Origin of the sequence: Shinella sp. WSC3-e (genome assembly GCF_945994535.1) — a bacterium.
In the GTDB taxonomy this organism is placed as follows: domain Bacteria; phylum Pseudomonadota; class Alphaproteobacteria; order Rhizobiales; family Rhizobiaceae; genus Shinella; species Shinella yambaruensis.
Window position 1 is genome coordinate 3,750,334 of the sequence record NZ_OZ000530.1, and the last position, 22,773, is coordinate 3,773,106.

Sequence of the window (22,773 nt, forward strand, 5' to 3'; positions counted from 1 at the left end):
TTAAACCATCGTTCCCGGAAAATCCGTGGCGGACGGCTCGGTTTCCGCGCCCTCGCCGAGCGCGCGCTGCATGAAGACCGTATCGAGCCAGCGCCCGTGCTTGAAACCGGTCGCCGTCATGTGGCCGCTATGCGCGAAGCCCGCCGCGCTGTGCACGGCGATGGAGGCCGGATGCGCCCCGCCGATGACGGCCACCATCTGCCGGAAGCCGAGCGCCGTGCAGCGGCGGATGAGTTCGGCCAGCAGCGCCCTGCCGACGCCCTTGCCGCGTGCTTCCGGCGCCAGATAGACCGAATCCTCGACCAGCCAGCGATAGGCCGGCCGCGTGCGGAAGGCCGACGCATAGGCGTAGCCGAGGATGAGGCCGGTCTGCTCCACCGCGACGATATAGGGATAGCCCTTGCCGGTGATCGCCTTGAAGCGCGCCTCCATCTCGTCGAGCGACGGCGGGTCGATCTCGTAGCTCGCCACCCCGTTCAGCACGGATTCGCGGTAGATTTCGGTGAAGGCGGAGATGTCGCCGAGGGCGGCGGTGCGGATGATGAAGCTCATGGAAGCCTCAGGGTCTCGAAGGTGATTTCAGGAAAAGCGAGCGCCGGTTTTGCGTCCGAAATCATCCGAAAACAAGGGAAGGATGCGGAATGAAGCGCCCATCCCACATCCTTTCCTGGTTTTTTTGAAGGTCAGGCACCGTAGACGATCAGCAGGTCCTTGGCGTCGATCTGGTCGCCCGCTTTGACGAGGACCTCGGAGATCATACCGTCCTTTTCGGCATGGAGCGCCGTCTCCATCTTCATCGCCTCGATGGAGAGCAGCACGTCGCCGGCCTTGACCTCCTGGCCGGCCGAGACCGAGACCGTCGAGATGACGCCCGGCATCGGCGCGCCGAGATGGGCGGCATTGGCGGTATCGGCCTTGCGGCGGACGGCCGAGGTGGCGGCGCGGTTGCGGTCCGGCACCTTGATGAGGCGCGGTTGGCCGTTCAGCTCGAAGAACACCTTGACCATGCCCTGCGCATCCGGCTCGCTCCTCGCCTGGTGCAGGATGACGAGCGACTTGCCCTTCTCGATTTCCGGCTGGAGCTCCTCGCCCGGCGCAAGCCCGTAGAAATAGGCCGGCGTCGGCAGCACGCTGACCGGGCCGTACATGTCGGCGGCCAGCGCATAGTCGGTGAAGACCTTGGGATACATCAGGTAGGAGGCGAATTCGAAGTCGTCGACCTTGCGCTCCAGCTTCTCCTCGATGGCCTTGCGTTCGGCATCGAGATCGGCGGCCGGCAGCAGCGAGCCGGGCACGGCCGTATAGGCCGCCTCGCCCTTCAGCGCCTTCTTCTGCAGGCCCGCCGGCCAGCCACCCGGAGGCTGGCCGAGATCACCCTTCAGCATCGAGACGACGGACTCCGGGAAGGCGATGTCCTTGGCCGGGTTCTCGACGTCGGCGACTGTAAGGTCCTGCGAAACCATCATCAGCGCCATGTCGCCCACCACCTTGGAGGACGGCGTCACCTTGACGATGTCGCCGAACATCTGGTTGGCGTCGGCATAGGCCTGGGCGACGCGGTGCCACTTGGTCTCAAGGCCCAGCGAGCGGGCCTGTTCCTTGAGATTGGTGAACTGGCCGCCCGGCATTTCATGCAGGTAGACCTCCGACGCCGGTCCCTTGAGGTCGCTTTCGAAGGCGGCATACTGGAAGCGCACGGCCTCCCAGTAGAAGGAGATGCGGCGGATCCATTCCGGATCGAGGCCCGGATCGCGCTCCGAACCCTTCAGCGCCTCGACGATGGAGCCGAGGCAGGGCTGCGACGTGTTGCCGGACAGCGCGTCCATCGCCGCATCCACCACGTCGACGCCGGCATCGACCGCGGCGAGCACGGTCGCGGCGGCGATGCCGGACGTGTCGTGGGTGTGGAAATGGATCGGCAGGTCCGTCGCCTCGCGCAGCGCCTTGAACAGCACGCGCGCGGCCGCCGGCTTCAGGAGGCCCGCCATGTCCTTGACCGCGATCATGTGCGCGCCGGCCTTTTCGAGATCGGCGGCGAGCGCGGTATAGTACTTCAGGTCGTATTTCGGGCGGGCGGAATTGAGGATATCGCCCGTATAGCAGATCGCCGCCTCGCAGATGCGATTCTCCTCGGCGACGGCGTCCATCGAGACGCGCATGTTGTCGACCCAGTTGAGGCAGTCGAAGACCCGGAAGACGTCGATGCCGCCCTTCGCCGCTTGGCGCACGAAATACTTCACGACATTGTCGGGATAGTTCTTGTAGCCGACGCCGTTCGCGCCGCGCAGCAGCATCTGGAGCAGCAGGTTCGGCGCATCCTCGCGGATGCGGGCAAGACGGTCCCACGGGTCTTCCGTGAGGAAGCGCATGGAGACGTCGAAGGTCGCGCCGCCCCAACATTCCAGCGAGAAGAGCTGCGGCAGCGCCCGCGCATAGGTGCCGGCGATGCGGGCGATATCGTGGGTGCGCATGCGGGTGGCGAGCAGCGACTGGTGACCGTCGCGCATGGTCGTATCGGTGAGGAAGACCTGGTTCTCACCGCGCACCCATTCGGCGAACTTCTTCGGCCCGAGTTCGTCGAGCTTCTGCTTGGTGCCGGCGGGAATGTCCCCGTCGATGAAGGGAACGACGGGCTTGGCGACATCGGCCGGCGGCTTCGGACGGCCCTTGGCCTCCGGGTGGCCGTTGACGGTGACGTCGGCGAGGTAGGTGAGCAGCTTCGTCGCGCGGTCCTGGCGCTTCACCTGCTGGAAGAGTTCCGGCGTCGTGTCGATGAAGCGGGTCGTGTAGCTGTTGTCGCGGAACTTCTCGTGGCCGATGATCGCCTCGAGGAAGGTGAGGTTGGTGGCGACGCCGCGGATGCGGAATTCGCGCAGCGCCCGGTCCATGCGGGTGATCGCCTCCAGCGGCCCCGGCGCCCAGGCCGTGACCTTGACGAGCAGCGGATCGTAGAAGCGGGTGATGACCGCGCCCGGATAGGCCGTGCCGCCGTCGAGGCGGATGCCGAAGCCCGAGGCCGAACGGTAGCCGGTGATGCGGCCATAATCGGGGATGAAGTTCTGTTCCGGATCTTCCGTGGTGATGCGGCACTGCAGGGCGTGACCGTTGAGGCGGATATCCTCCTGCTTCGGCACGCCCGATTGCGGCGTGCCGATCGCCTCGCCGTCGAGGATATGGATCTGCGCCTTGACGATGTCGATGCCGGTGACGACTTCCGTGACCGTATGCTCGACCTGGATGCGCGGATTGACCTCGATGAAGTAGAACTTGCCGGTATCGGCATCCATCAGGTATTCGACCGTGCCGGCGCCGACATAGTTGGTGGCGCGGGCGATCTTCAGCGAATAATCGGCAAGCTCTTGGCGCTGCACCTGCGAAAGATAGGGCGCCGGCGCGCGTTCGACGACCTTCTGGTTGCGGCGCTGGATGGAGCAGTCGCGCTCGAAGAGATGCACGACATTGCCATGCGTGTCGCCGAGGATCTGGCTCTCGACGTGGCGGGCGCGCTCGACGAGCTTTTCGAGATACACTTCGTCCTTGCCGAAGGCGGCCTTGGCCTCGCGCTTGGCCTCCGTCACCTCGCGGATCAGGTCCTTCGGGTCGCGGATGGCGCGCATCCCGCGTCCGCCGCCGCCCCAGGAGGCTTTCAGCATGACGGGATAGCCGATCTCGGCGGCAAGGCGATGGATTTCCTTCTCGTCGTCGGGCAGCGGATCGGTGGCCGGCACGACCGGCACGCCGACAGAAATGGCAAGATTGCGGGCGGCGACCTTGTTGCCGAGCTGGCGCATCGTATCCGGCCGCGGGCCGATGAAGGTGATGCCGGCGGCATCGCAGGCATCGACGAATTCCGGGCTTTCCGACAGCAGGCCGTAGCCGGGATGGATCGCATCGGCCCCCGAAAGCCTGGCGACGCGGATCACCTCGTCGATGGAAAGATAGCTCTCGATAGGGCCGAGATCGCGCGTCAGATGCGGGCCTCGGCCGATCTGGTAGCTCTCGTCCGCCTTGAAGCGGTGCAGCGCCAGCTTGTCCTCTTCCGCCCATATCGCGACCGTTTTGAGCCCCAGTTCATTGGCCGCGCGGAACACACGGATGGCGATTTCTGAACGGTTGGCGACAAGGATCTTGGAAATGGGCAAGTCGGACTCCTCAATGACTTGGAAGCGGGAAATGCTGCACCCGCGAAGAGGATTATTAGCGGGTAATTTTCAAAGTTCAATTTTGGAGTCGCCATCCGGCGAAAGATTTGCGGCGTGGAGAGCAAGTTCCGCAAAGGCACGCCGGGGCATAGCGCAACGGAATTGCGCAAAACCGGACGGATGAAACGTTTTCGCAAAGCGCGGTGAGCCGCGGCGGCTCAGGAAACGAGCCCCAGCCGGAAGGCGAGGGCGATGGCATGGTGGCGGTTGCGCGCGCCCAGCTTCTCCTGGATCCCGTTCATGTACCAGTCCACCGTATGGCTGGAAATGCCGAGCACCCGGCCGATATCGTGGGAGGTCATGCCTTCGGCCAGGAGGCTGAGCGCCTCCATTTCGCGGCGCGTCAGTTCCACGTCCACCACGGCGGAAAGGCGGGCGGCGGCCTCCGGATCGGCGACATGGATGAGCTTCCAGTAGAGCCGCCGCGCAATGCTGTCGAACAGCCCGATCTCCACGCTTTCCAGGTCGATCGGCTTGCCGCCGAGGCTGAGGCTGCCGAGAAGCCCCCGCCGGCCGTGGACGGGAAACACATAGCCGTCCTCCAGCCCGTTCTGGCGGGCATCCACCATCATGCGCTCCATGCGTTTGCGATGGGGACTGAGACGGAAGGCGCCGAGCGTGTCGCGCCAGCGGAAACCCGCCTGCGCATGGCCGAGATAACGCATCGTCGGATCGACCTGCATGTAGCGCTTGCGCAGATAGGTTTCCGGCCAGCCCTTGGGCCAACGCCCGGCGAGCAGCAGGCTCGGCGGGCTCTCGACCGGCCTCGGCGCCTGGAGAAGGCCGTAGTAGTCGAACCCGTACAACTTGATGAGACGCTCGAACTCGGCCGTGGTTTCCTCCCGGCCGCGCAACTCGTCGATCAGTGCAAGAAACTGCACCAGCAAGTTGATCTTCATGTGCCCCGCGCTTGAATAGCTTTGTTAACCAACTGATAAAGCTGAACCCGGCCGCAATCGGCCCAAGCGCCCCATTCATTTTCCCCGTCTGACAGATGGCAGGAAGGCGGCGCGAAAATCAATCGCTTTGCATGCATTGAGGGCGTGAAATCGCATAATCACGCAAGATTTCAGTCGAGTCATGAAATTTGCTTGACCACGAAGAACTTTTGCCCCTTCCGCTGATTAATACGCTGAGCCAAGGGACAAAGGGTGCCAACGCTGCACCGCACAACAGGTATCGCCGGAAAGGCCCGCATTCGTGTCTTTGTTTCAGGTTTATGCAAGAGCCCTCAGCTATCTTGGGGTCTACAAGCTTCGTGTCGGCTCGGTGGTCGTCGCCAACATCGTGCTCGCGGTGATCACCATTGCCGAGCCGGTTCTGTTCGGCCGCATCATCGATGCCATTTCCACCAAGGGCGACGTGACGCCCATGCTGCTCCTGTGGGCGGGCTTCGGCCTGTTCAACACGATCGCCTTCGTGCTCGTCGCGCGCGAGGCCGACCGGCTGGCGCATGGCCGGCGGGCGAGCCTGCTGACGGAAGCCTTCGGCCGCATCATCTCCATGCCGCTCGCCTGGCATAGCCAGCGCGGCACCTCCAATGCGCTGCACACGCTGCTGCGTGCCTGCGAGACGCTGTTCGGCCTGTGGCTCGAATTCATGCGCACGCACCTTGCCACCGCCGTCGCGCTCGTCCTGCTCATCCCCACCGCGTTTGCGATGGACTATCGCCTCTCGCTGGTGCTGGTGGTGCTCGGCGTCGCCTATGTCATCATCGGCAAGGTGGTGATGAACCGCACGCGCGAAGGCCAGGCCTCGGTCGAAAACCACTACCACACCGTCTTCTCCCATGTGTCGGACTCGATCAGCAACGTCTCGGTCGTGCACAGCTACAACCGCATCGAAGCCGAAACGCGGGAGCTGAAACGCTTTGCCGAGCGGCTGATCAATGCACAGTATCCGGTGCTTGACTGGTGGGCATTGGCGAGCGCGCTGAACCGCATCGCCTCGACGATCTCGATGATGACCATCCTCGTCATCGGCACGGTGCTGGTGCAGCGGGGCGAGATCAAGGTGGGCGACGTCATCGCCTTCATTGGCTTCGCCGGCCTCCTCATCGGGCGCCTCGACCAGATGAAGGCTTTCGCCACGCAGATCTTCGAGGCCCGCGCCAAGCTGGAGGACTTCTTCACGCTGGAAGACGCCGTCAAGGACCGCGAGGAGCCAACCGGCGCCGGTGATCTCGGCGAGGTCAAGGGCAAGGTCGAATACCGCAATGTCAGCTTCGACTTCGCCAATGCCACCCAGGGCGTCAGCGACGTCTCCTTCACGGTGGAGGCCGGCCAGACCGTTGCCATCGTCGGCCCGACGGGCGCCGGCAAGACGACGCTCGTCAACCTGCTGCAGCGCGTCTACGAGCCGAAGTCCGGCCAGATCCTCATCGACGGCGTCGACATCTCCACGGTGACGCGCAAGTCGCTGCGCCGCTCGATCGCCACCGTCTTCCAGGATGCGGGCCTGCTCAACCGCTCGATCTCCGACAATATCCGCCTCGGCCGCGAAGGCGCGACGCAGGCGGAAATCGAGGCGGCGGCCGAAGCGGCCGCGGCGGGCGACTTCATCGCCTCGCGCCAGGGCGGCTACGAGACCCATGTCGGCGAGCGCGGCAACCGCCTGTCGGGCGGCGAGCGCCAGCGCATCGCGATTGCCCGCGCGATCCTGAAGAACGCGCCGATCCTCGTGCTCGATGAGGCGACCAGCGCGCTCGACGTGGAAACGGAGGCGCGCGTGAAGGCGGCGATCGACCAGCTGCGCCGCAACCGCACGACCTTCATCATCGCGCACCGCCTCTCGACGGTCCGCGAGGCCGACCTCGTCGTCTTCATGGATCACGGCAAGATCGCCGAAATGGGCACGTTCAACGATCTCAGCCAGAGCAACGGCCGCTTCGCCGCCCTGCTGCGCGCCAGCGGCATCCTGACCGACGACGACGTGCGCAAGAGCCACACCGCCGCCTGAACACCGTCGTCACTGCTTCGGCGTATCGCTTTTGACCGGCAGGGCCTGAAGGCCCTGCCGTTTTGCGTTCTGGGCGATCACGGCGGCCTGCCAGTCGAGGTAACGCGCATAGGCGACGTGCAGCGCGATGCCGAGAAGCGCATAGAGCGTGCCGAGGACCGGGTTCTTGCCCGTCACGAACATCATCACCTGCCCCGCCATGGCGAGGATCGTGCCGAAGATGAAGACGGCCAGCGAATGCCGCCCGATCGCGACCAGCGGATGGGAGAGCGGCAGGGCGGCCCAGCTGGAGAGAACCGGAATCGTCGCCACCAGATAGGCCCCTGCCAGCACGTGGAGAAGACGGGTCGTCGAGAGGAACGTCTTGTCGAAGCCGGTCAGCACCGCCGGCAGGCCGTAGGAGAGGTCGATGTTCCACCAGGAGAACACGACCCAGGCCAGCGAGACGGCGAGGTAGGCAGCCGACAGCACCATCAGGATCGGATGACGGGGAATCCCCTTCCCCCTGGCGCGCAGCACGCCGACCATGCCGATAACGAAGAGGAACTGCCAGGAGAGCGGATTGAGGAACCAGTAACCGTCATCGAGGAAATTCGACGGCGCGATCCGCCAGAGGCCGGCACAGAGCCAGAGCGTGCCGGAAACGGCGAGCAACAGCACGGCGCTGCGCTGGTAGAGCCAGAGGAAGCCCGGCAGCATCAGGAGCACCACGGCATACATGGACAGGATGTTGTTGTAGCCGAACTGGTGGCCGAGCAGCACCATGCTGACGACGCCCTGTTCCGTGCGGTCGACGACGGCACGCAGGTTGATTTCCGACAACAGGTCCGGCCGGCCGAACCACAACGCCCCGCCGGCGAAGATGGCGAAGGTGATGACGCTCGTCATGATATGGGCGACATAGAGCGTCAGCGCCCGGCGCAGGATGCGCAGCGTCACCGCCAGACGCTCGCCGATGGCGAAGCGCGCGCCGTAGGCAAGGCCGACCGACATGCCCGAGATCAGCACGAAGGCCTCCGCCGAATCGGAGAAGCCGAAATTCTTGTGCGTCAGGTGCTCCAGATACTGGCCCGGAACGTGGTTGACGAAGATCGTCAGGAGGGCAAGCGCCCGGAAGACGTCGAGGCGCGTGTCGCGTTGCCGCGGCACGACGCCCGTCGGTCCATGTCTGTCTGTCATGATGCTCTGATCCACTTGGCGTGGATCAGAGCAAATAGCCCTCGTTTGAAGATTTGATGACAGAGCCGTTCACACTTGCCTGCCATCCGCCGTCGCCGGCGCGCTCGACGCGGATCGACAGTTTCCTGCCCTCAAGGTCGAGCGTCGCCTCGTAACCGTTCCACGCCGCCGGCAGCACCGGATTGACGAAGAGGCGATCCCCCTCCTTGCGGATGCCCAGGATGCCTTCCACCGCCGCGCGGTAGAGCCAGCCCGCCGAACCCGTATACCAGGTCCAGCCGCCGCGCCCGGTGCGCTCGCCCTCGCCATAGACATCGGCGGCGACGACATAGGGTTCGACCCGGTAAAGCTCGGCGGCTTCAGGCGTCAGCGCGTGGTTGACGGGATTGAGGATGTTGAAGCAGGTCCAGGCGTCCTCCGCCCGGCCGAGGCGGGCAAGCGCCAGCACGACCCAGGTCGAGGCATGGGTGTACTGGCCGCCATTCTCCCGCACGCCCGGCGGATAGGCCTTGATATAGCCCGGATCCTGCGGCGTCTCGACGAAGGGCGGGGTGAACAGGCGGATGACGCCGTTCTCCCGGTCGACCAGCTCGGCCATGACCGCGTCCATCGCCTGCCGCGAGCGCGCCGGATCGCCGACACCGGACAAGACGCTCCAGCTCTGCGCGATCGAATCGATCCGGCATTCGGCATTCTCGGCCGAACCGAGCGGCGTGCCGTCGTCGAAATAGCCCCGGCGGTAATAGGCGCCGTCCCAGCCCGTCGTTTCCAGCACCACCTTGAGGCGGCCGAGATGTTCCTGCCACCGGTCCGCGCGCTGGTGATCGCCGCGCTCGCGGGCGACGGAGATGAAGCCGCCGAGCGTGCCGGCCAGGAACCAGCCGAGCCAGACGCTTGTGCCCCTGCCCGCCTCGCCGACGCGGTTCATGCCGTCGTTCCAGTCGCCGCCGAGAATGAGCGGCAGGCCGTTCTCCCCGGTGCGGCGGAGCGCAAGGTCGAGCGCGCGGGCGCAATGCTCGTAGAGCGGCGCTTCTTCCGCCGAGCGCTCCGGCGTGTAGAAGGCGTCGTGCTGGGCTTCGGCGAGCGGCGCGCCCTCGATGAAGGCCAGCGTCTCGTCGAGGATCGCCCGGTCGCCGGTGGTGCGGCAGTAATATTCCACCGCATGGGCGAGCCACACCACGTCGTCGGAGATCATGGTGCGCACGCCCGCGCCGCTGTCGGGCAGCCACCAGTGCTGCACGTCGCCCTCGACGAACTGGCGCGCGGCCGCATTGAGGATCTGGCGACGGGCAAGCTCCGGCCGGTGCAGGACGAAGGCCAATGTGTCCTGCAGCTGGTCACGGAAACCGTAGGCGCCGCTTGCCTGGTAGAAGGCCGAGCGGGCCTGGATGCGGCAGCCGAGCGCCTGATAGGGCAGCCAGTCATTGACCATCCGGTCCAGCGCCGCATCCGGCGTCTTCACCTGCAGCGTGCCGGTGAAATCGCTCCAATAGGCGCGGACGGCGGCCATGACATCGTCGAAATCGGCCTCGCGGCTTTTTTCCGCGAGCGACCGGGCACTTTCCGCATCGGCGGTATCGCCGAGCACGAAGAGAAGTTCGCGCTTCTCGCCCGGCTTCAGGACGATATCGACGGCCAGCGCCGCGCAGGGATCGCCGATGCCTTCGGCGGAGCCGGACAGCGCCTGCCCCGTGGCGACGGCACCCGGCAGCACGATATCGCCGCCGCGGCCGATGAACTCGCGGCGCCTGGCGGTAAAGCCCGCCACCGGCGCATCGACGGCGAAGAAGCTGGTCCGGCCGGAAAAATCGAAGCTGTAGGGATTGGTCGCAAAGAGCGCGCCGCTCTCCTCGTCATGGCTGGTCAAGACGAACGGCGCGGTTTTCGCCGGGTTGTTGCCCAGCACCCATTCGACATAGCCGTAGACCGTCAGGCTGCGTTCCGTCTCGCCCGTGTTCTTGAGGACGAGGCGGGAATATTTGACCGGATCCTCGGGATCGACCGTCTGCACGAGGTCGAGCTCGATACCGTCCTCCCAGCTGCGGAAGGCGGAATAGCCGAGGCCGTGCCACGTCTCGAACCGGACCGAATTCTTCCGCGACAAGGCTGCGAAGGGCGCCATGACCGTGCCGCGCTCCTTGTCCCTGACATAGAAGGCTTCGCCCGGGCGGTTGACGACGGGATCGTTGGTCCAGTGGGTGAGCTGGAAGTCGCGCGAATTGCGGCTCCAGGTATAGCTTGCGCCTTCCGCCGAGACATGGAAGCCGAAATGCGGGTTGGCGATGACGTTGATCCATGGCTGGGGCGTCGCCTCGCCGCCGCGAAGCCGCACGGCATATTCCCGACGCTCCTCGTTGAAACCGCCGAAACCGTTCCAGAAGCTGAGGCCCTTGCCGTCGATCTCCACCGGCTCGCCGGCGGACGCCGGCAGTTTCGGCACGGGTGCCGGCGTCGTCTCGGCCTTCGCCTCCTCCTCGCCGCGGGGCGTCGCGAAGAGGGAGACCGTGCGGGCGATCTGGTCGGAGAGCGTGCCGTTGCGGGCGTGGAAGACCGCGCGGGCCGTCGCCAGCAGCGCCTGCCAGGTGGTGACGTCCATCAGGTCGCGGCGCACCGTGAAGACATGCTGGCGGGCACCGTCGGACTGGCTGCGGATGCGCAGGTTCTCGCACATATGGTCGAGCGTGTGCTGCATGTCCTGTGCGTAGGAGGCGGCGCGCTCGTTGAGGATGACGAGATCGGCGATGACGCCGCGGTGGCGCAGGTAATCCTGCGCGCGCAGCGCCTCGCGGGCGACCTCCACGTCGATCTCGTCATTGATGCGCAGCACGAAGATCGGGAAATCGCCCGAGATCGCCAGCGGCCAGAGCGCCGACTGGGCGGTGAGGCCGTTCACGATCGTGCCGGTATCCGCTCTGAGGTGCATGTCCGGATAGGTGAGGTAGCGGCCGAGCATCTGGAAGCTCGCCGCTTCCTGCGAGGTGACGCCGACATGGCGCATATGCACCTGCGAGCGCGTCCAGGCGTGGATCATCTCGTGGTTGAAGCTGTCCGGATGGCGGTAGCGGTCGATGGCGGCATCCACTTCCGCGCGGCTCGGAGCCGCGATGGTCCAGAAGATGACCTTGACCTTCTTGCCCGCCGGCACGCGCACGACACGGCGCAATGCCATGACCGGATCGAGCGTGAAGCCGTCCGTGCCGGAAAGCTGCGCGCCCGGATCGAAGGCGGCGGCGGTCGCCAGCGAGCGGCCGCGGCCGATGAAGCGGCGGCGGTCGGTCTCGATCTCGGTGCGGCGCGAGGGCCCGGCATTGTCCACGATGAGGTGGGCGATCGACATGTCCGGCTCGTTCGGATTGCGCTTCTGGCGCTCGGCGCGGATGACGTCGCCGCGCTTGCCGATCTCCGTCTTGATGAACATCTTCGAGAACAGCGGATGGGCGTTGTCGGCATCGTCGGTCGAGATGACGGGCTCCATATAGGAGGTCACCTCGATGAAGCGGTCCTCCGGCCCGGTGTTGAGCAGCGTCAGGCGGCGGCCTTCGGCATCGTGCTCGGTGGCGACGATGCACTCGACCTCGCTCGTCAGCGTACCGACGGTCTTGATGAACTCCGCCTTGTCGTCGCCGAACTGGGTCTTGGTCACCTCGCCCTCGGCCCGCTTCGGCTCGGCGGTGGCGGACCACCACTCGCCCGTCGCGGTATCGCGCAGGAAGAGGAAGGAACCCCAGCGATCCTCGGTCGGATCGGGCTTCCAGCGGGTGACGGACTGGCCGTTCCAGTGCGAATAACCGGCACCGGTCGCCGTCAGCATCACGGCATAGTGGCCGTTCGACAGGAAGACGGTCTCGCGCTCCCGGAAGAAGGGTTCCTTGATGATGCGGATTTCCGGGCGCAGCAGGTCGGCCTGCGTGCTGCCGACGGTTTCCGGCTCGCGCTTGGCGTTGATGACCGGAATGTCGCGCGGGGCCTTTTCCTGCAGCAGCAGTTCGGCCGCCTCGATGACGGGGTCCGCGTGGAAGCGCTCGCGCAGCGCGCCGTTGAAAACGACATTGGCGACGGCGGCGATCGACATGCCGTGATGGTGCGCCATGTAGTTGCGCACGACGGCGCAGGTCTTGCCCTCCGGCACACGGGTCGGGGTGAAATCGACGGCATCGTGGAAACCGTAGACGCCGAGCGCGCCGAGTTTCCTGAGGCGCTCGAGGTTTTCCAGCGCCGCCTTGGGCGCATATTGCGTCGCCAGAAGCGAGGCATAGGGCGCGATGACGGCATTCTGGCCGAGACCGCGTTTCAGGCCGAGCGTCGGCACGCCGAAATTGGTGTACTGGTAGGTCAGCTCGTGGTCGCGGGCGTTGAAGGCCGCTTCGGAGATGCCCCAGGGGGTGCCGAGACGGCGGCCGTGGTTCATCTGCTCGACGACGACGAGGTTGTTCGTCTGGTTCAGGATGCCGCCCTGGCGCTCCTGCATGACGAGCGGCGGCATCAGATATTCGAACATCGAGCCGGACCAGGAGACCAGCGCCCCGCGCGAGCCGACCGGCACGACCGGACGGCCGAGCTTGTACCAGTGTTCTGTCGGAAGGTCGCCCTTGGCGATGGCGAAGAGGCTGGTGAGACGCGCCTCGGAGGCGAGCAGGTCGTAGCAGGCCTCGTCGAGCTCGTTGGTCTCGACGCGGTAGCCGATCGACAGCAGCCGGCGTTCCGGGCGGAAGAGGAAGCCGAAATCCATCGAGAAGGCAATGTCGCGCGCGCGGTCGCGCAGCACGACGAGGCGCTCGCGCAGGCCCTCGATGCTGCCGAGGTCGAAGACGCTGTCGGCGATATGCGCCTCGCAGGTGGAGACCAGCGCGCCGGCCCACCGGGCAAGCTCGCCGCTCTCGACGGACTTGATCTCGTGGTCGAGATTAACGATCAGCTTGTTGACGTCGCGCGCCAGCACCGAGAGGTTGATGACGCGGATGGAGGCGAATTCGTGCTCACGCTTGACGGCGGCGAGCGCATTGTGGAAGCCGACGATGCGCTCCTCGATGAGGCGGCGCAGCGGGCGCACGGTCTTCCGGTCGTCCGGCAGGTCCTTCAGCGTTTCGGAGAGGATCGAGGCGACGTCACCGATGCCGTCGAGGCTGCCCTGGAGATGCGCCGAGGGGGCTTCGGCCCATTCGCGGCACATCGAGGAGACAGCGATGAGGTGGCCGGCGAGGTTGCCGCTGTCGACCGCCGAGACATAACGCGGCCCCAGCGTTTCCAGCGTGTTGGTGCGATACCAGTTGTAGAGATGGCCGCGATATTTCGGCATGCCGTCGATGGTGGCGATCGTCTGTTCGAGGCGGCGCACCGTCTCCTCGAAGCTGATCCAGCCGAAATCGCGGGCGGAGATGACCGAGAGCAGGTAGACGCCGATATTGGTCGGCGAGGTGCGCTCGGCGAGCACCGGCTGCGGCGTTTCCTGGAAATTGTCCGGCGGCAGGTAGTGCTGCTCGGCGGTGACGAACTCCTCGAAGTAGCGCCAGGTGCGCCGCGCGATCTTGCGCAGCTCGTTGGCGACGTAGTCGGAGACGACGAGCTGGTCCTCGGTCTCGGCCGTCTGGCTGACATACCAGGCAATCATCGGCGAGAGCGCCCAGACGAGCGCGAAGGGAATGCCGATGAAGGGAAGGCCAGTGTCGGAAACCATGGCGAGCGCCACGGACAGGGCCGCGAGCGCCGGAGCCTGCCACATCGACTTGTAATGGGCGAGGATGCCGCCGCGCGCCGCGCTGTCGGCCTGCGCGGCCGTGCGCCATTCCAGCATCAGCTTGCGGCTGACGAGGGTGCGGTAGAGCGAACGCACGATGGCGTCGGCCATCAGCGCGGCCGAATGGGCGATGAAGGCGATGCGCAGCGCCACCTGCGCGTTCGCCGCGCGTATATCGGAGATCACGCGATGCACATGAGCCCGGGCGACGATATCGTTGCGGCGCGGCATGACGCCGGAAATCAGCGAGAGCGTCGGGGCGACGAAGAGCAGGAAGATCAGCACGAGCTGCCAGACCAGCGCCTGGCGCGGCTCCATGTAGTACCAGCCCATGACCGAGGCGACGAGCCAGCCGATCGGGATGAGGCTGCGGCGCAGGTTGTCGTACATCTTCCAGCGGCCGAGCATGGAAATGCCGCTCGACGGGCCGAAGATGTAGGACAGCAGCTGCCAGTCGCCGCGCGCCCAGCGATGCTGCCGCGAGGTCTCGGTGCCGTAGCGGGTCGGGAAGTCCTCGACGAGCTCGACATCCGTCACCAGCGCGCAATGGGCGAGCGAGCCTTCGAGCAGGTCGTGGCTGAGGACGGAATTCTCCTCGATCCGGCCCTTCACCGCCGTCTCGAAGGCGTCGACATGGTAGAGGCCCTTGCCGGTGAACGTGCCTTCCCCGACGAAATCCTGGTAGACGTCGGACACGGTGAAGACATAGGGGTCGATGCCGCGGTCGGCGGAGAAGATGCGCTGGAAGGTCGAGGCTTCCTTGCCCGTCGTCAGTGACGGCGTGACGCGCGGCTGCAGGATGCTGTAGCCGGCGGTGACCTCGCCCTTTTCCGCATCGATGACCGGGCGGTTGATCGGGTGGTGCAGCTTGCCGACGAGCTTCGTCACCGCATCGCGCATCAGGCGCGTGTCGGAATCGAGCGTCATGACGTATTTCACGTCCGCCGGCACGATGTTCGCGCCCGGCAGGAAGGTCGTGTCGCCGTCGCCGCGCAAGAGGAGGTTCAGCTCGTGCAGCTTGCCGCGCTTGCGCTCCCAGCCCATCCAGCAGCCTTCGGACGGATTGTAGAGGCGGCGGCGGTGCAGGAAATAGAAGCGCGTGCGGCCGTCATAGGCATAACGCGCCGAAAGCGTCGCGATCTCGCGCTTGGCATAGTCGAGCACGTCGAGGTCGGCGGGAGATTCCTCCACCTGGCTGTCCGCCCAATCGCTGAGAAGGGCGAAATAGATCTCGCCGCGCGGATTGGCGAGGTAGTGGACTTCGAGGTTGCGGACCAGCTCGTCGACATGGTCGCGCTTGGAGATCAGACACGGCACGACGACGAGCGTGCGCGCATCCTCGGGAATGCCGTCCTTGAACTCGTAGCCGACAAGGCGGGACGGCGTGACGAAGAAGGTGACGAGCGTGTTGAAGAGGCCCGTCGCGCCCTCGGAGGCCGGCAGCGCGAAGAGCACCAGCATGATCAGCCAGGCGCCATCCGGGATATCGAGCTGATCGAGGAAATAATAGACCGCGATCATCGCCAGAAGCGTCAGGATGATGTTGGGCCCGGCAATGGCGAACCAGTCGAGCTTGCGGCCGAAGCGCACGATGCGCTGGACGATCGACGGCCGGTAGCCGATGCGCTTTTCCAGCAGCTTGCGCTTCTTGCCGACGAGGAAAGCGGCGACATTGGCCTCGTAGTCGAGATCCTCGACATGCGCCGCGGCGTCTTCCGCCGTCATCGCCAGCGCCGTCTCGGTCACCTCCAGCTCGGACTTGCCGGAGCGGCGGGCGAAACGCTCGATCGTGTTGCGGTACTTGTTGCGCGAGCCGAAATCGAGGTCGCTGTAGTCGGACCCCTGGCGGAGCGCCTCGTCGAGGCGGCTGACGCTCTCGAACCAGACGGGCCATTCCGTGTCGTCCACCGCGCGAAGGCTCTTGATGAGCGAACTCATCGTGACATTGCCGGAGGAAAGCCGGTTGTTCTCCGCGACGATCAGCTCCTCGAGGTCGCTGCCGCGGCTCTCGATCTTGCGCTCCAGCCACTGGATCACCGCGCCGGAGGCCTGCAGGCCGTCACGCAGGCGATAGAGCAGTTGGATGACGAAGGTGTTGTCCTCGATGAAGCTTTCCAGCGTCTGGAGATGCGCGATGGACTTTTCCGGATCGTTGAGGCGGATCAGCTCGTCGGCCACCTCATTGGCCTTGAAGCGCATCTTGCGCGAGCGCTCGACGCGGCTGGAAATGCGGCGCAGGTTCTCCAGCAGCACGAAGCGGATGAAGGAGGGCAGCGCCCAGAGTTCCCCGATCTTCAGCGCGTCGATCTTCTGGAAGCCCTGCACGAAGGCGGTGAGGCCCTCATGCGAGACGCCGCTATGGGTATGCGCGACATAGAGCCAGGCGAGCGCCAGCGTGCGCGGCATCACCTGCCCTTCGATCTCGATGGTCGGAAGCTGGCGATAGAAGCGGCGCGGGAAGTCGCGGCGGACCTCCTGGATCGCCTCTTCGACGACATAGTAGTTGTCGAGCAGCCATTCGGCCGCCGGGGTGATCTGGGCACCCGCCTCGACATCCTTGGCCGTGGCGCGATAGACGCGGAAGATTTCCTTCTCGTTTTCCTTGTGCCGGGCGCGGAATTCGAAGGGCTGGAAGCCGGGAAGCGGCGCGCTCTTGTCGCGCGCCAGGGCCTCGCCGCAATCGGCCAGCTCCTCCAGCGTCAGATAGGTGGCGCGGATCGAATCGTTATAGTCGATCTGCTTGGCGTCAGCGTCGCGCGAGGAGGCTTGCGGCGTATTGTGAAGGGGCATGTTTCTGATTCTGGATCCGGCCATGTTGAACCATCCGGCAACGGCCTTTGTGCCGAACGGTTTTTTGCGGGCAGGCTTCATCTCGGTGCCGCGATCAGCCATGGGACCAAACGGCGCCCGGACGACGCGGCTGGGGTGGACATGGCTCAAGCGACACGCTGGTTGGCATCCTGGCCGCGTGGTGCATGAAAACGGCATTTTTTAGCCGTAAGGACAGAGACTTGCAACATGTCAACAGGACCGGATGGCGCAGCATTGACCCTCATCTGCGGTTTTGGTGAATCGCGCGCTCCGCGTATCGGGCGAAGGGGCGCATAGGACGGGCTGATGCCAAATGCGCGAGACCGACAAAAGTTCCGGGTGCCCGTGCCGGGCTGTGCATGAGCGATCCCGCCATTGACTTGCAGCCCCGCCCAAGCCAGTCTGCCGGCGTCAGGGTCTTCCGAGTCGATTGGGCTCGGAGGCTAAGAGGGAAGCCGGTGCGATGCTCCGAAAGGAGCGCCAAGACCGGCGCTGCCCCCGCAACTGTGAACGGCGAGCTGCTGTCGCTCCAGGCCACTGGTGGATGTCACCGGGAAGGCGAGACAGACGCGATGACCCGCAAGCCAGGAGACCTGCCCTGACAGTCGTAACGTCCATGGGCGGGGTGTCCCAGTGGTGCGCTTGCTTGTCGCCCCGCGGCGACGTTCCAGCAGCGTGCGTCCGGTCATCCCCCAATTTTCCGATTGGGGAAGAAAATGCTTGCCATCACCAATGACGGTCCTGCCGGCACCGGAAAGCCGGAATCCATCTTCATCTCCTGGCTGCTCTGGCAGCCGCGCGGCGCCGACCTCGCCGTCGAGGCGCTGAAGGAGGTGCAGAAACTTTCGCGCTACGAAAACGTCGATCCGGATATCGCCCGCCTGAAGGCGCTTTTCGCCTCGCTGGCCGGGTCGGATCGGCTGATGCACTGATCACGGCCGCATAAAGACATATTGACATAAAGATATCTTTATGTGATCTCCGATGCAGGATTATTGCACCGGAGGGCTTTGCCATGGCCAAATCGCACCTGGACACCCTGTTCGGCCCCGAACTGCCGCCGCGCGACGGACGCGAGATCCTCGCCGCCCTCAAGGCCGCCGCGCGCGAGCGCATCCTCGTGCTCGACGGCGCCATGGGCACGGAAATCCAGACGCTCAAGCTGGTGGAGGAGGATTTCCGCGGCGACCGCTTCGGCGACTGCGCGTGCCACCAGCAGGGCAACAACGATCTCCTGACGCTGACCCAGCCGGCGGCGATCGAGGACATCCACTACCGCTATGCGCTCGCCGGCGCGGATATCCTCGAGACCAACACCTTCTCCTCCACGACCATCGCCCAGGCCGACTACGGCATGGAGGACATGGTCTACGAGCTCAACCGCGACGGCGCGCGTCTTGCCCGCCGCGCCGGCCTCAGGGCCGCCGAGAAGGACGGCCGCCGCCGGTTCGTCGCCGGCGCGCTCGGCCCGACGAACCGTACCGCCTCCATCTCGCCGGACGTCAACAATCCCGGCTACCGCGCCGTCACCTTCGACGATCTGCGCATCGCCTATGCCGACCAGGTGCGCGGCCTCATCGACGGCGGCGCCGACATCATCCTCATCGAGACGATCTTCGACACACTGAACGCCAAGGCGGCGATCTTCGCCACCCGCGCGGTCTTCGAGGAAAGGGGCATCGAACTGCCCGTCATGATCTCGGGCACGATCACCGACCTTTCCGGCCGCACACTCTCCGGCCAGACGCCCGAGGCCTTCTGGAACTCGGTGCGCCACGCCGAGCCCTTCTCCATCGGCCTCAACTGCGCGCTCGGCGCCAATGCCATGCGCGCCCATCTCGCGGAGATCTCGTCCGTCGCCCAGACCTTCGTCTGCGCCTATCCCAATGCCGGCCTGCCGAACGCCTTCGGCAAATATGACGAGACGCCGGAGGAAATGGCCGCGCAGATCGAGGGCTTCATGCGCGATGGCCTCGTCAACATCGTCGGCGGCTGCTGCGGCTCGACGCCGGACCATATCCGTGCCATCGCCGCGGCCGCCGCGCGCCACGCGCCACGCGAAATCCCCGACATCCCGCGCCACATGCGCCTCTCGGGCCTCGAACCCTTCACGCTGACCGAGGCCATCCCCTTCGTGAATGTCGGCGAGCGCACCAACGTCACCGGCTCGGCGAAGTTCCGCAAGCTGATCACGGCGGGCGACTATGCCGCGGCGCTCGATGTCGCCCGCGACCAGGTGGCGAACGGCGCGCAGGTCATCGACATCAACATGGACGAGGGCCTGATCGATTCCACGAGGGCGATGGTGGAATATCTCAACCTCATCGCCGCCGAGCCCGACATCGCGCGCGTTCCGGTGATGATCGATTCGTCGAAATGGGAGGTGATCGAGGCGGGCCTGAAATGCGTGCAGGGCAAGCCGCTGGTCAATTCCATCTCGCTGAAGGAGGGCGAAGAGGCCTTCCTGCACCATGCGAAACTCGTGCGCGCCTATGGCGCCGCCGTCGTCGTCATGGCCTTCGACGAGAAGGGCCAGGCCGACACGAAGGCACGCAAGGTGGAGATCTGCACCCGGGCCTACAGGCTGCTCACCGAGGTCGCCGGCCTTGCGCCGGAGGACATCGTCTTCGACCCCAACATCTTCGCCATCGCGACGGGCATCGAGGAGCACGACAATTACGGCGTCGACTTCATCGAGGCGACGGCCGAGATCACCGCGACGCTTCCGCATGTCCATGTGTCCGGCGGCGTCTCCAACCTTTCCTTCTCCTTCCGCGGCAACGAGCCGGTGCGCGAGGCGATGCACGCCGTCTTCCTCTACCACGCCATCCAGGCGGGCATGGACATGGGCATCGTCAATGCCGGCCAGCTCGCCGTCTACGACACGATCGAGCCTGAGCTGCGCGAAGCCTGCGAGGACGTGGTGCTGAACCGCGTGCCGAAGGCCGGCGGCACCGCCACCGAGCGCATGCTCGACATCGCCGAGCGCTTCAAGGGCGCGGCCGGCAAGGAAGCCAGGGAACGCGACCTCGCCTGGCGCGACTGGCCCGTCGAGAAGCGCCTCGAACACGCCCTCGTCAACGGCATCACCGAATTCGTCGAGATCGACACGGAGGAGGCACGGCAGAACGCCGAACGCCCGCTGCACGTCATCGAAGGCCCGCTGATGGCCGGCATGAACGTCGTCGGCGACCTTTTCGGCGCCGGAAAGATGTTCCTGCCGCAGGTCGTCAAATCCGCCCGCGTGATGAAGCAGGCCGTCGCCGTGCTGCTGCCCTACATGGAGGCCGAAAAGCTCGCCAATGGCGGCGGCGGCGGCGAACGGCAGAGCGCGGGCAAGATCCTGATGGCGACCGTCAAGGGCGACGTGCACGATATCGGCAAGAACATCGTCGGCGTCGTGCTCGCCTGCAACAATTACGAGATCATCGACCTCGGCGTCATGGTGCCGGCGACGAAGATCCTCGAGACGGCGAGGGCGGAGAAGGTCGACATCATCGGCCTCTCCGGCCTCATCACCCCCTCGCTCGACGAGATGGTGCATGTCGCCGCGGAGATGGAGCGCGAAGGCTTCGACATCCCGCTCCTCATCGGCGGGGCGACGACGAGCCGTGTGCACACGGCGGTGAAGATCCATCCGCGCTACGACCGCGGCCAGGCGGTCTACGTCACCGACGCCAGCCGCGCCGTCGGGGTGGTCAGCTCCCTGCTGTCGCCGGAGATGAAGTCCGGCTATGTCGAGACGCTGGAAGCCGAATATCGCAAGGTCGCCGATGCGCATGCGCGCAGCGAGGCGGAAAAGCAGCGCCTGCCGATCGCCAGGGCCCGCGACAACGCCTTCAGGGCGGACTGGTCCGCCTATGAGCCGAAGACGCCCTCCTTCCTCGGCACCCGCGTCTTCCAGGACTGGGACCTGGCGGAGCTTGCCGGCTATATCGACTGGACCCCGTTCTTCCAGACTTGGGAGCTGAAGGGCGTCTATCCGAAGATCCTCGACGACGAGAAGCAGGGGCCTGCCGCCCGCCAGCTCTTTGCCGATGCCCAGGCGATGCTGGAGAAGATCATTTCGGAAAAATGGTTCACGCCGAAGGCCGTCGTCGGCTTCTGGCCGGCCGGCACAGTCGGCGACGACATCCGCCTCTTCACCGACGAGACGCGGAGCAAGGAACTTGCCACCTTCTTCACGCTGCGCCAGCAGCTTTCCAAGCGCGACGGGCGGCCGAACGTGGCGCTCTCCGATTTCGTCGCGCCGCTCGACAGCGGCAAGCACGACTATCTCGGCGGTTTCGTCGTGACGGCCGGCATCGGCGAGATCGCCATTGCCGAACGCTTCGAGCGGGCGAACGACGACTACAACTCGATCCTCGTCAAGGCGCTCGCCGACCGCTTCGCCGAGGCCTTCGCCGAGCGCATGCACGAATATGTGCGCAAGGAGCTCTGGGGCTATGCGGAGGAAACCTTCTCGCCCACCGACCTCATCGGCGAGCCCTATGCCGGCATCCGCCCCGCGCCGGGTTACCCCGCCCAGCCGGATCATACGGAAAAGACGACGCTCTTCCGCCTGCTCGATGCCGAGACGGAAATCGGCGTCGAGCTCACCGAAAGCTATGCGATGTGGCCCGGCTCCTCCGTCTCCGGCCTCTACATCGCCTCGCCGGAAAGCTACTATTTCGGCGTCGCCAAGGTGGAGCGGGACCAGGTGGAGGACTATGCCCGCCGCAAGGGCATGGCCGTCACGGAGGTGGAGCGCTGGCTCGGCCCGGTGCTCAACTATGTGCCGGTGACCGCGCGGGAAAACGCGGCCTGAGCTTCCTCAGGCCGTCGCAAGGTTCAAAAGCACGACCATTCCGTAGCTCACGACGACCAGCACGCCGAGCGACAGGACGACCGCGGCCGTCACCCGCGGGCCTGCCCGCATCACGCGCCTGAGGTCGATGCCGAGCCCGAGGGCGGCCATGGAGAGGATCGTCAGCACGGTCGCGGCACGCGCCAAGCCTTCGGCAAGCCCCGCATCGATCACCCCGAAGCTGCGCGCGGCGAGCATGGCGAGGAAGCCGAGGATGAACCACGGCACCAGCCGGTGCAGCGCCGGACGACGGCCGCTCTCCTTTCCCGCGGCAAGCGACAGGAGGAAGATCACCGGCCCCAGCATCAGCACGCGCACGAGCTTGACGAAGGTGCCGATCTGGATGCTGAGCGCGGAGACCGGGGCGGTGGCCGCCAGCACCTGCGGCACCGCATAGACCGTCATGCCCGCCATCACGCCGTAGCCCGTCGCCGACAGGCCGAGCAGCGGCACCAGCACCGGCAGCAGCAGCACCGTGACCATGCCGAGAACGGCGGTGAAGGCGATGGAGGAGGCGACGTCCTCCGCATCGGCGCGAATGACCGGCGCCGTCGCGGCGATCGCGGAATTGCCGCAGATCGAATTGCCGCAGGCGACCAGCAGCGCGACGGTGCGGGAGAGGCCGAGGCCGCGCCCGATGGCATAGCTTGCCAGGAGCACCACGCCCACCACCGCCGCGATCGCCCCGATCAGCGGCCAGCCCATGCCGGCGATCGCCGTGGCGCTGACGCCCGCGCCGAGAAGTACGATCGCGATCTCGAGGAAGTATTTCGCGGAGAAGGCGATGCCGGGATCGAACACAGCCGGCCGCCTCAGCAGCAGCCGACAGGCGGCGCCGAGGAGGATCGCCAGCACGAGCGCCTCGATCCACGCCCCGCCGGCAAGCCGTATTTCCAGCCGTTCGGCGAGCACCGCGAGGCCCGACACGAAGCCGGACAGGAGCACGCCGGGCAGAAGTACGCGAATTCCAAGGATTGCTGCTTTGTTAGGTGAATTTTCCATGCGCGGACGATGCGCTTGAAAACCTATTCGATCCATCGGTA

Annotated in this window: 10 protein-coding genes and 1 riboswitch; of the genes, 4 read left to right on the forward strand and 6 right to left on the reverse strand. The window is 65.7% G+C overall.

The annotated features are described in order from the left end of the window. The 3 genes from AABF56_RS18470 to AABF56_RS18480 form a co-directional block, all read right to left on the reverse strand. Nucleotides 1–552 carry a GNAT family N-acetyltransferase gene (locus AABF56_RS18470; protein WP_245083205.1) on the reverse strand — a complete coding sequence of 184 codons (552 nt, stop codon included), beginning with the start codon at nucleotides 550–552 and terminating at the stop codon, nucleotides 1–3. Between the two features lie 131 nt (nucleotides 553–683). Beyond that, nucleotides 684–4,142, reverse strand: coding sequence for a pyruvate carboxylase (gene pyc / locus AABF56_RS18475; RefSeq protein ID WP_272807077.1), 3,459 nt, complete (start codon nucleotides 4,140–4,142; stop codon nucleotides 684–686). A gap of 218 nt (nucleotides 4,143–4,360) precedes the next feature. Beyond that, nucleotides 4,361–5,101, reverse strand: a complete 741-nt coding sequence (locus AABF56_RS18480; RefSeq protein ID WP_272807078.1) for a LuxR family transcriptional regulator — start codon at nucleotides 5,099–5,101, stop codon at nucleotides 4,361–4,363. Between the two features lie 301 nt (nucleotides 5,102–5,402). Between AABF56_RS18480 and AABF56_RS18485 the strand changes: the two genes are divergently transcribed. Next, complete coding sequence (locus AABF56_RS18485) at nucleotides 5,403–7,160, forward strand: glucan ABC transporter ATP-binding protein/ permease (protein ID WP_272807079.1); 1,758 nt, start codon at nucleotides 5,403–5,405, stop codon at nucleotides 7,158–7,160. A 9-nt stretch (nucleotides 7,161–7,169) separates the two neighbouring features. Here the strand turns inward: AABF56_RS18485 and AABF56_RS18490 are convergent, their stop codons facing one another. Together AABF56_RS18490 and AABF56_RS18495 are read right to left on the reverse strand one after the other, a co-directional pair. Continuing rightward, nucleotides 7,170–8,339: an OpgC family protein gene (locus AABF56_RS18490; RefSeq protein ID WP_272807080.1), complete on the reverse strand. Its 1,170-nt coding sequence runs from the start codon at nucleotides 8,337–8,339 to the stop codon at nucleotides 7,170–7,172. A 25-nt stretch (nucleotides 8,340–8,364) separates the two neighbouring features. After that, complete coding sequence (locus AABF56_RS18495; RefSeq protein ID WP_272807081.1) at nucleotides 8,365–16,863, reverse strand: GH36-type glycosyl hydrolase domain-containing protein; 8,499 nt, start codon at nucleotides 16,861–16,863, stop codon at nucleotides 8,365–8,367. On the opposite strand from AABF56_RS18495, the gene AABF56_RS18500 reads away from it, so the two are divergent. From AABF56_RS18500 to metH, 3 genes are all read left to right on the forward strand, one after another. Further along, entirely contained in the window at nucleotides 16,862–17,068 is a 207-nt protein-coding gene (locus AABF56_RS18500; protein WP_272807082.1) for a hypothetical protein, read from the forward strand. The two genes, AABF56_RS18495 and AABF56_RS18500, sit on opposite strands and share 2 nt — an antisense overlap. Before the next feature lie 213 nt (nucleotides 17,069–17,281). Further along, a riboswitch (cobalamin riboswitch) is annotated at nucleotides 17,282–17,499 on the forward strand. A 101-nt stretch (nucleotides 17,500–17,600) separates the two neighbouring features. Next, nucleotides 17,601–17,816, forward strand: coding sequence for a hypothetical protein (locus tag AABF56_RS18505; protein ID WP_272807083.1), 216 nt, complete (start codon nucleotides 17,601–17,603; stop codon nucleotides 17,814–17,816). A gap of 83 nt (nucleotides 17,817–17,899) precedes the next feature. Beyond that, nucleotides 17,900–21,691, forward strand: coding sequence for a methionine synthase (gene metH, locus AABF56_RS18510; RefSeq protein WP_272807084.1), 3,792 nt, complete (start codon nucleotides 17,900–17,902; stop codon nucleotides 21,689–21,691). A 6-nt stretch (nucleotides 21,692–21,697) separates the two neighbouring features. On the opposite strand, the gene AABF56_RS18515 is transcribed toward metH, so the two are convergent. After that, nucleotides 21,698–22,732: a YeiH family protein gene (locus tag AABF56_RS18515; RefSeq protein WP_272807085.1), complete on the reverse strand. Its 1,035-nt coding sequence runs from the start codon at nucleotides 22,730–22,732 to the stop codon at nucleotides 21,698–21,700. Nucleotides 22,733–22,773 lie beyond the last annotated feature (41 nt).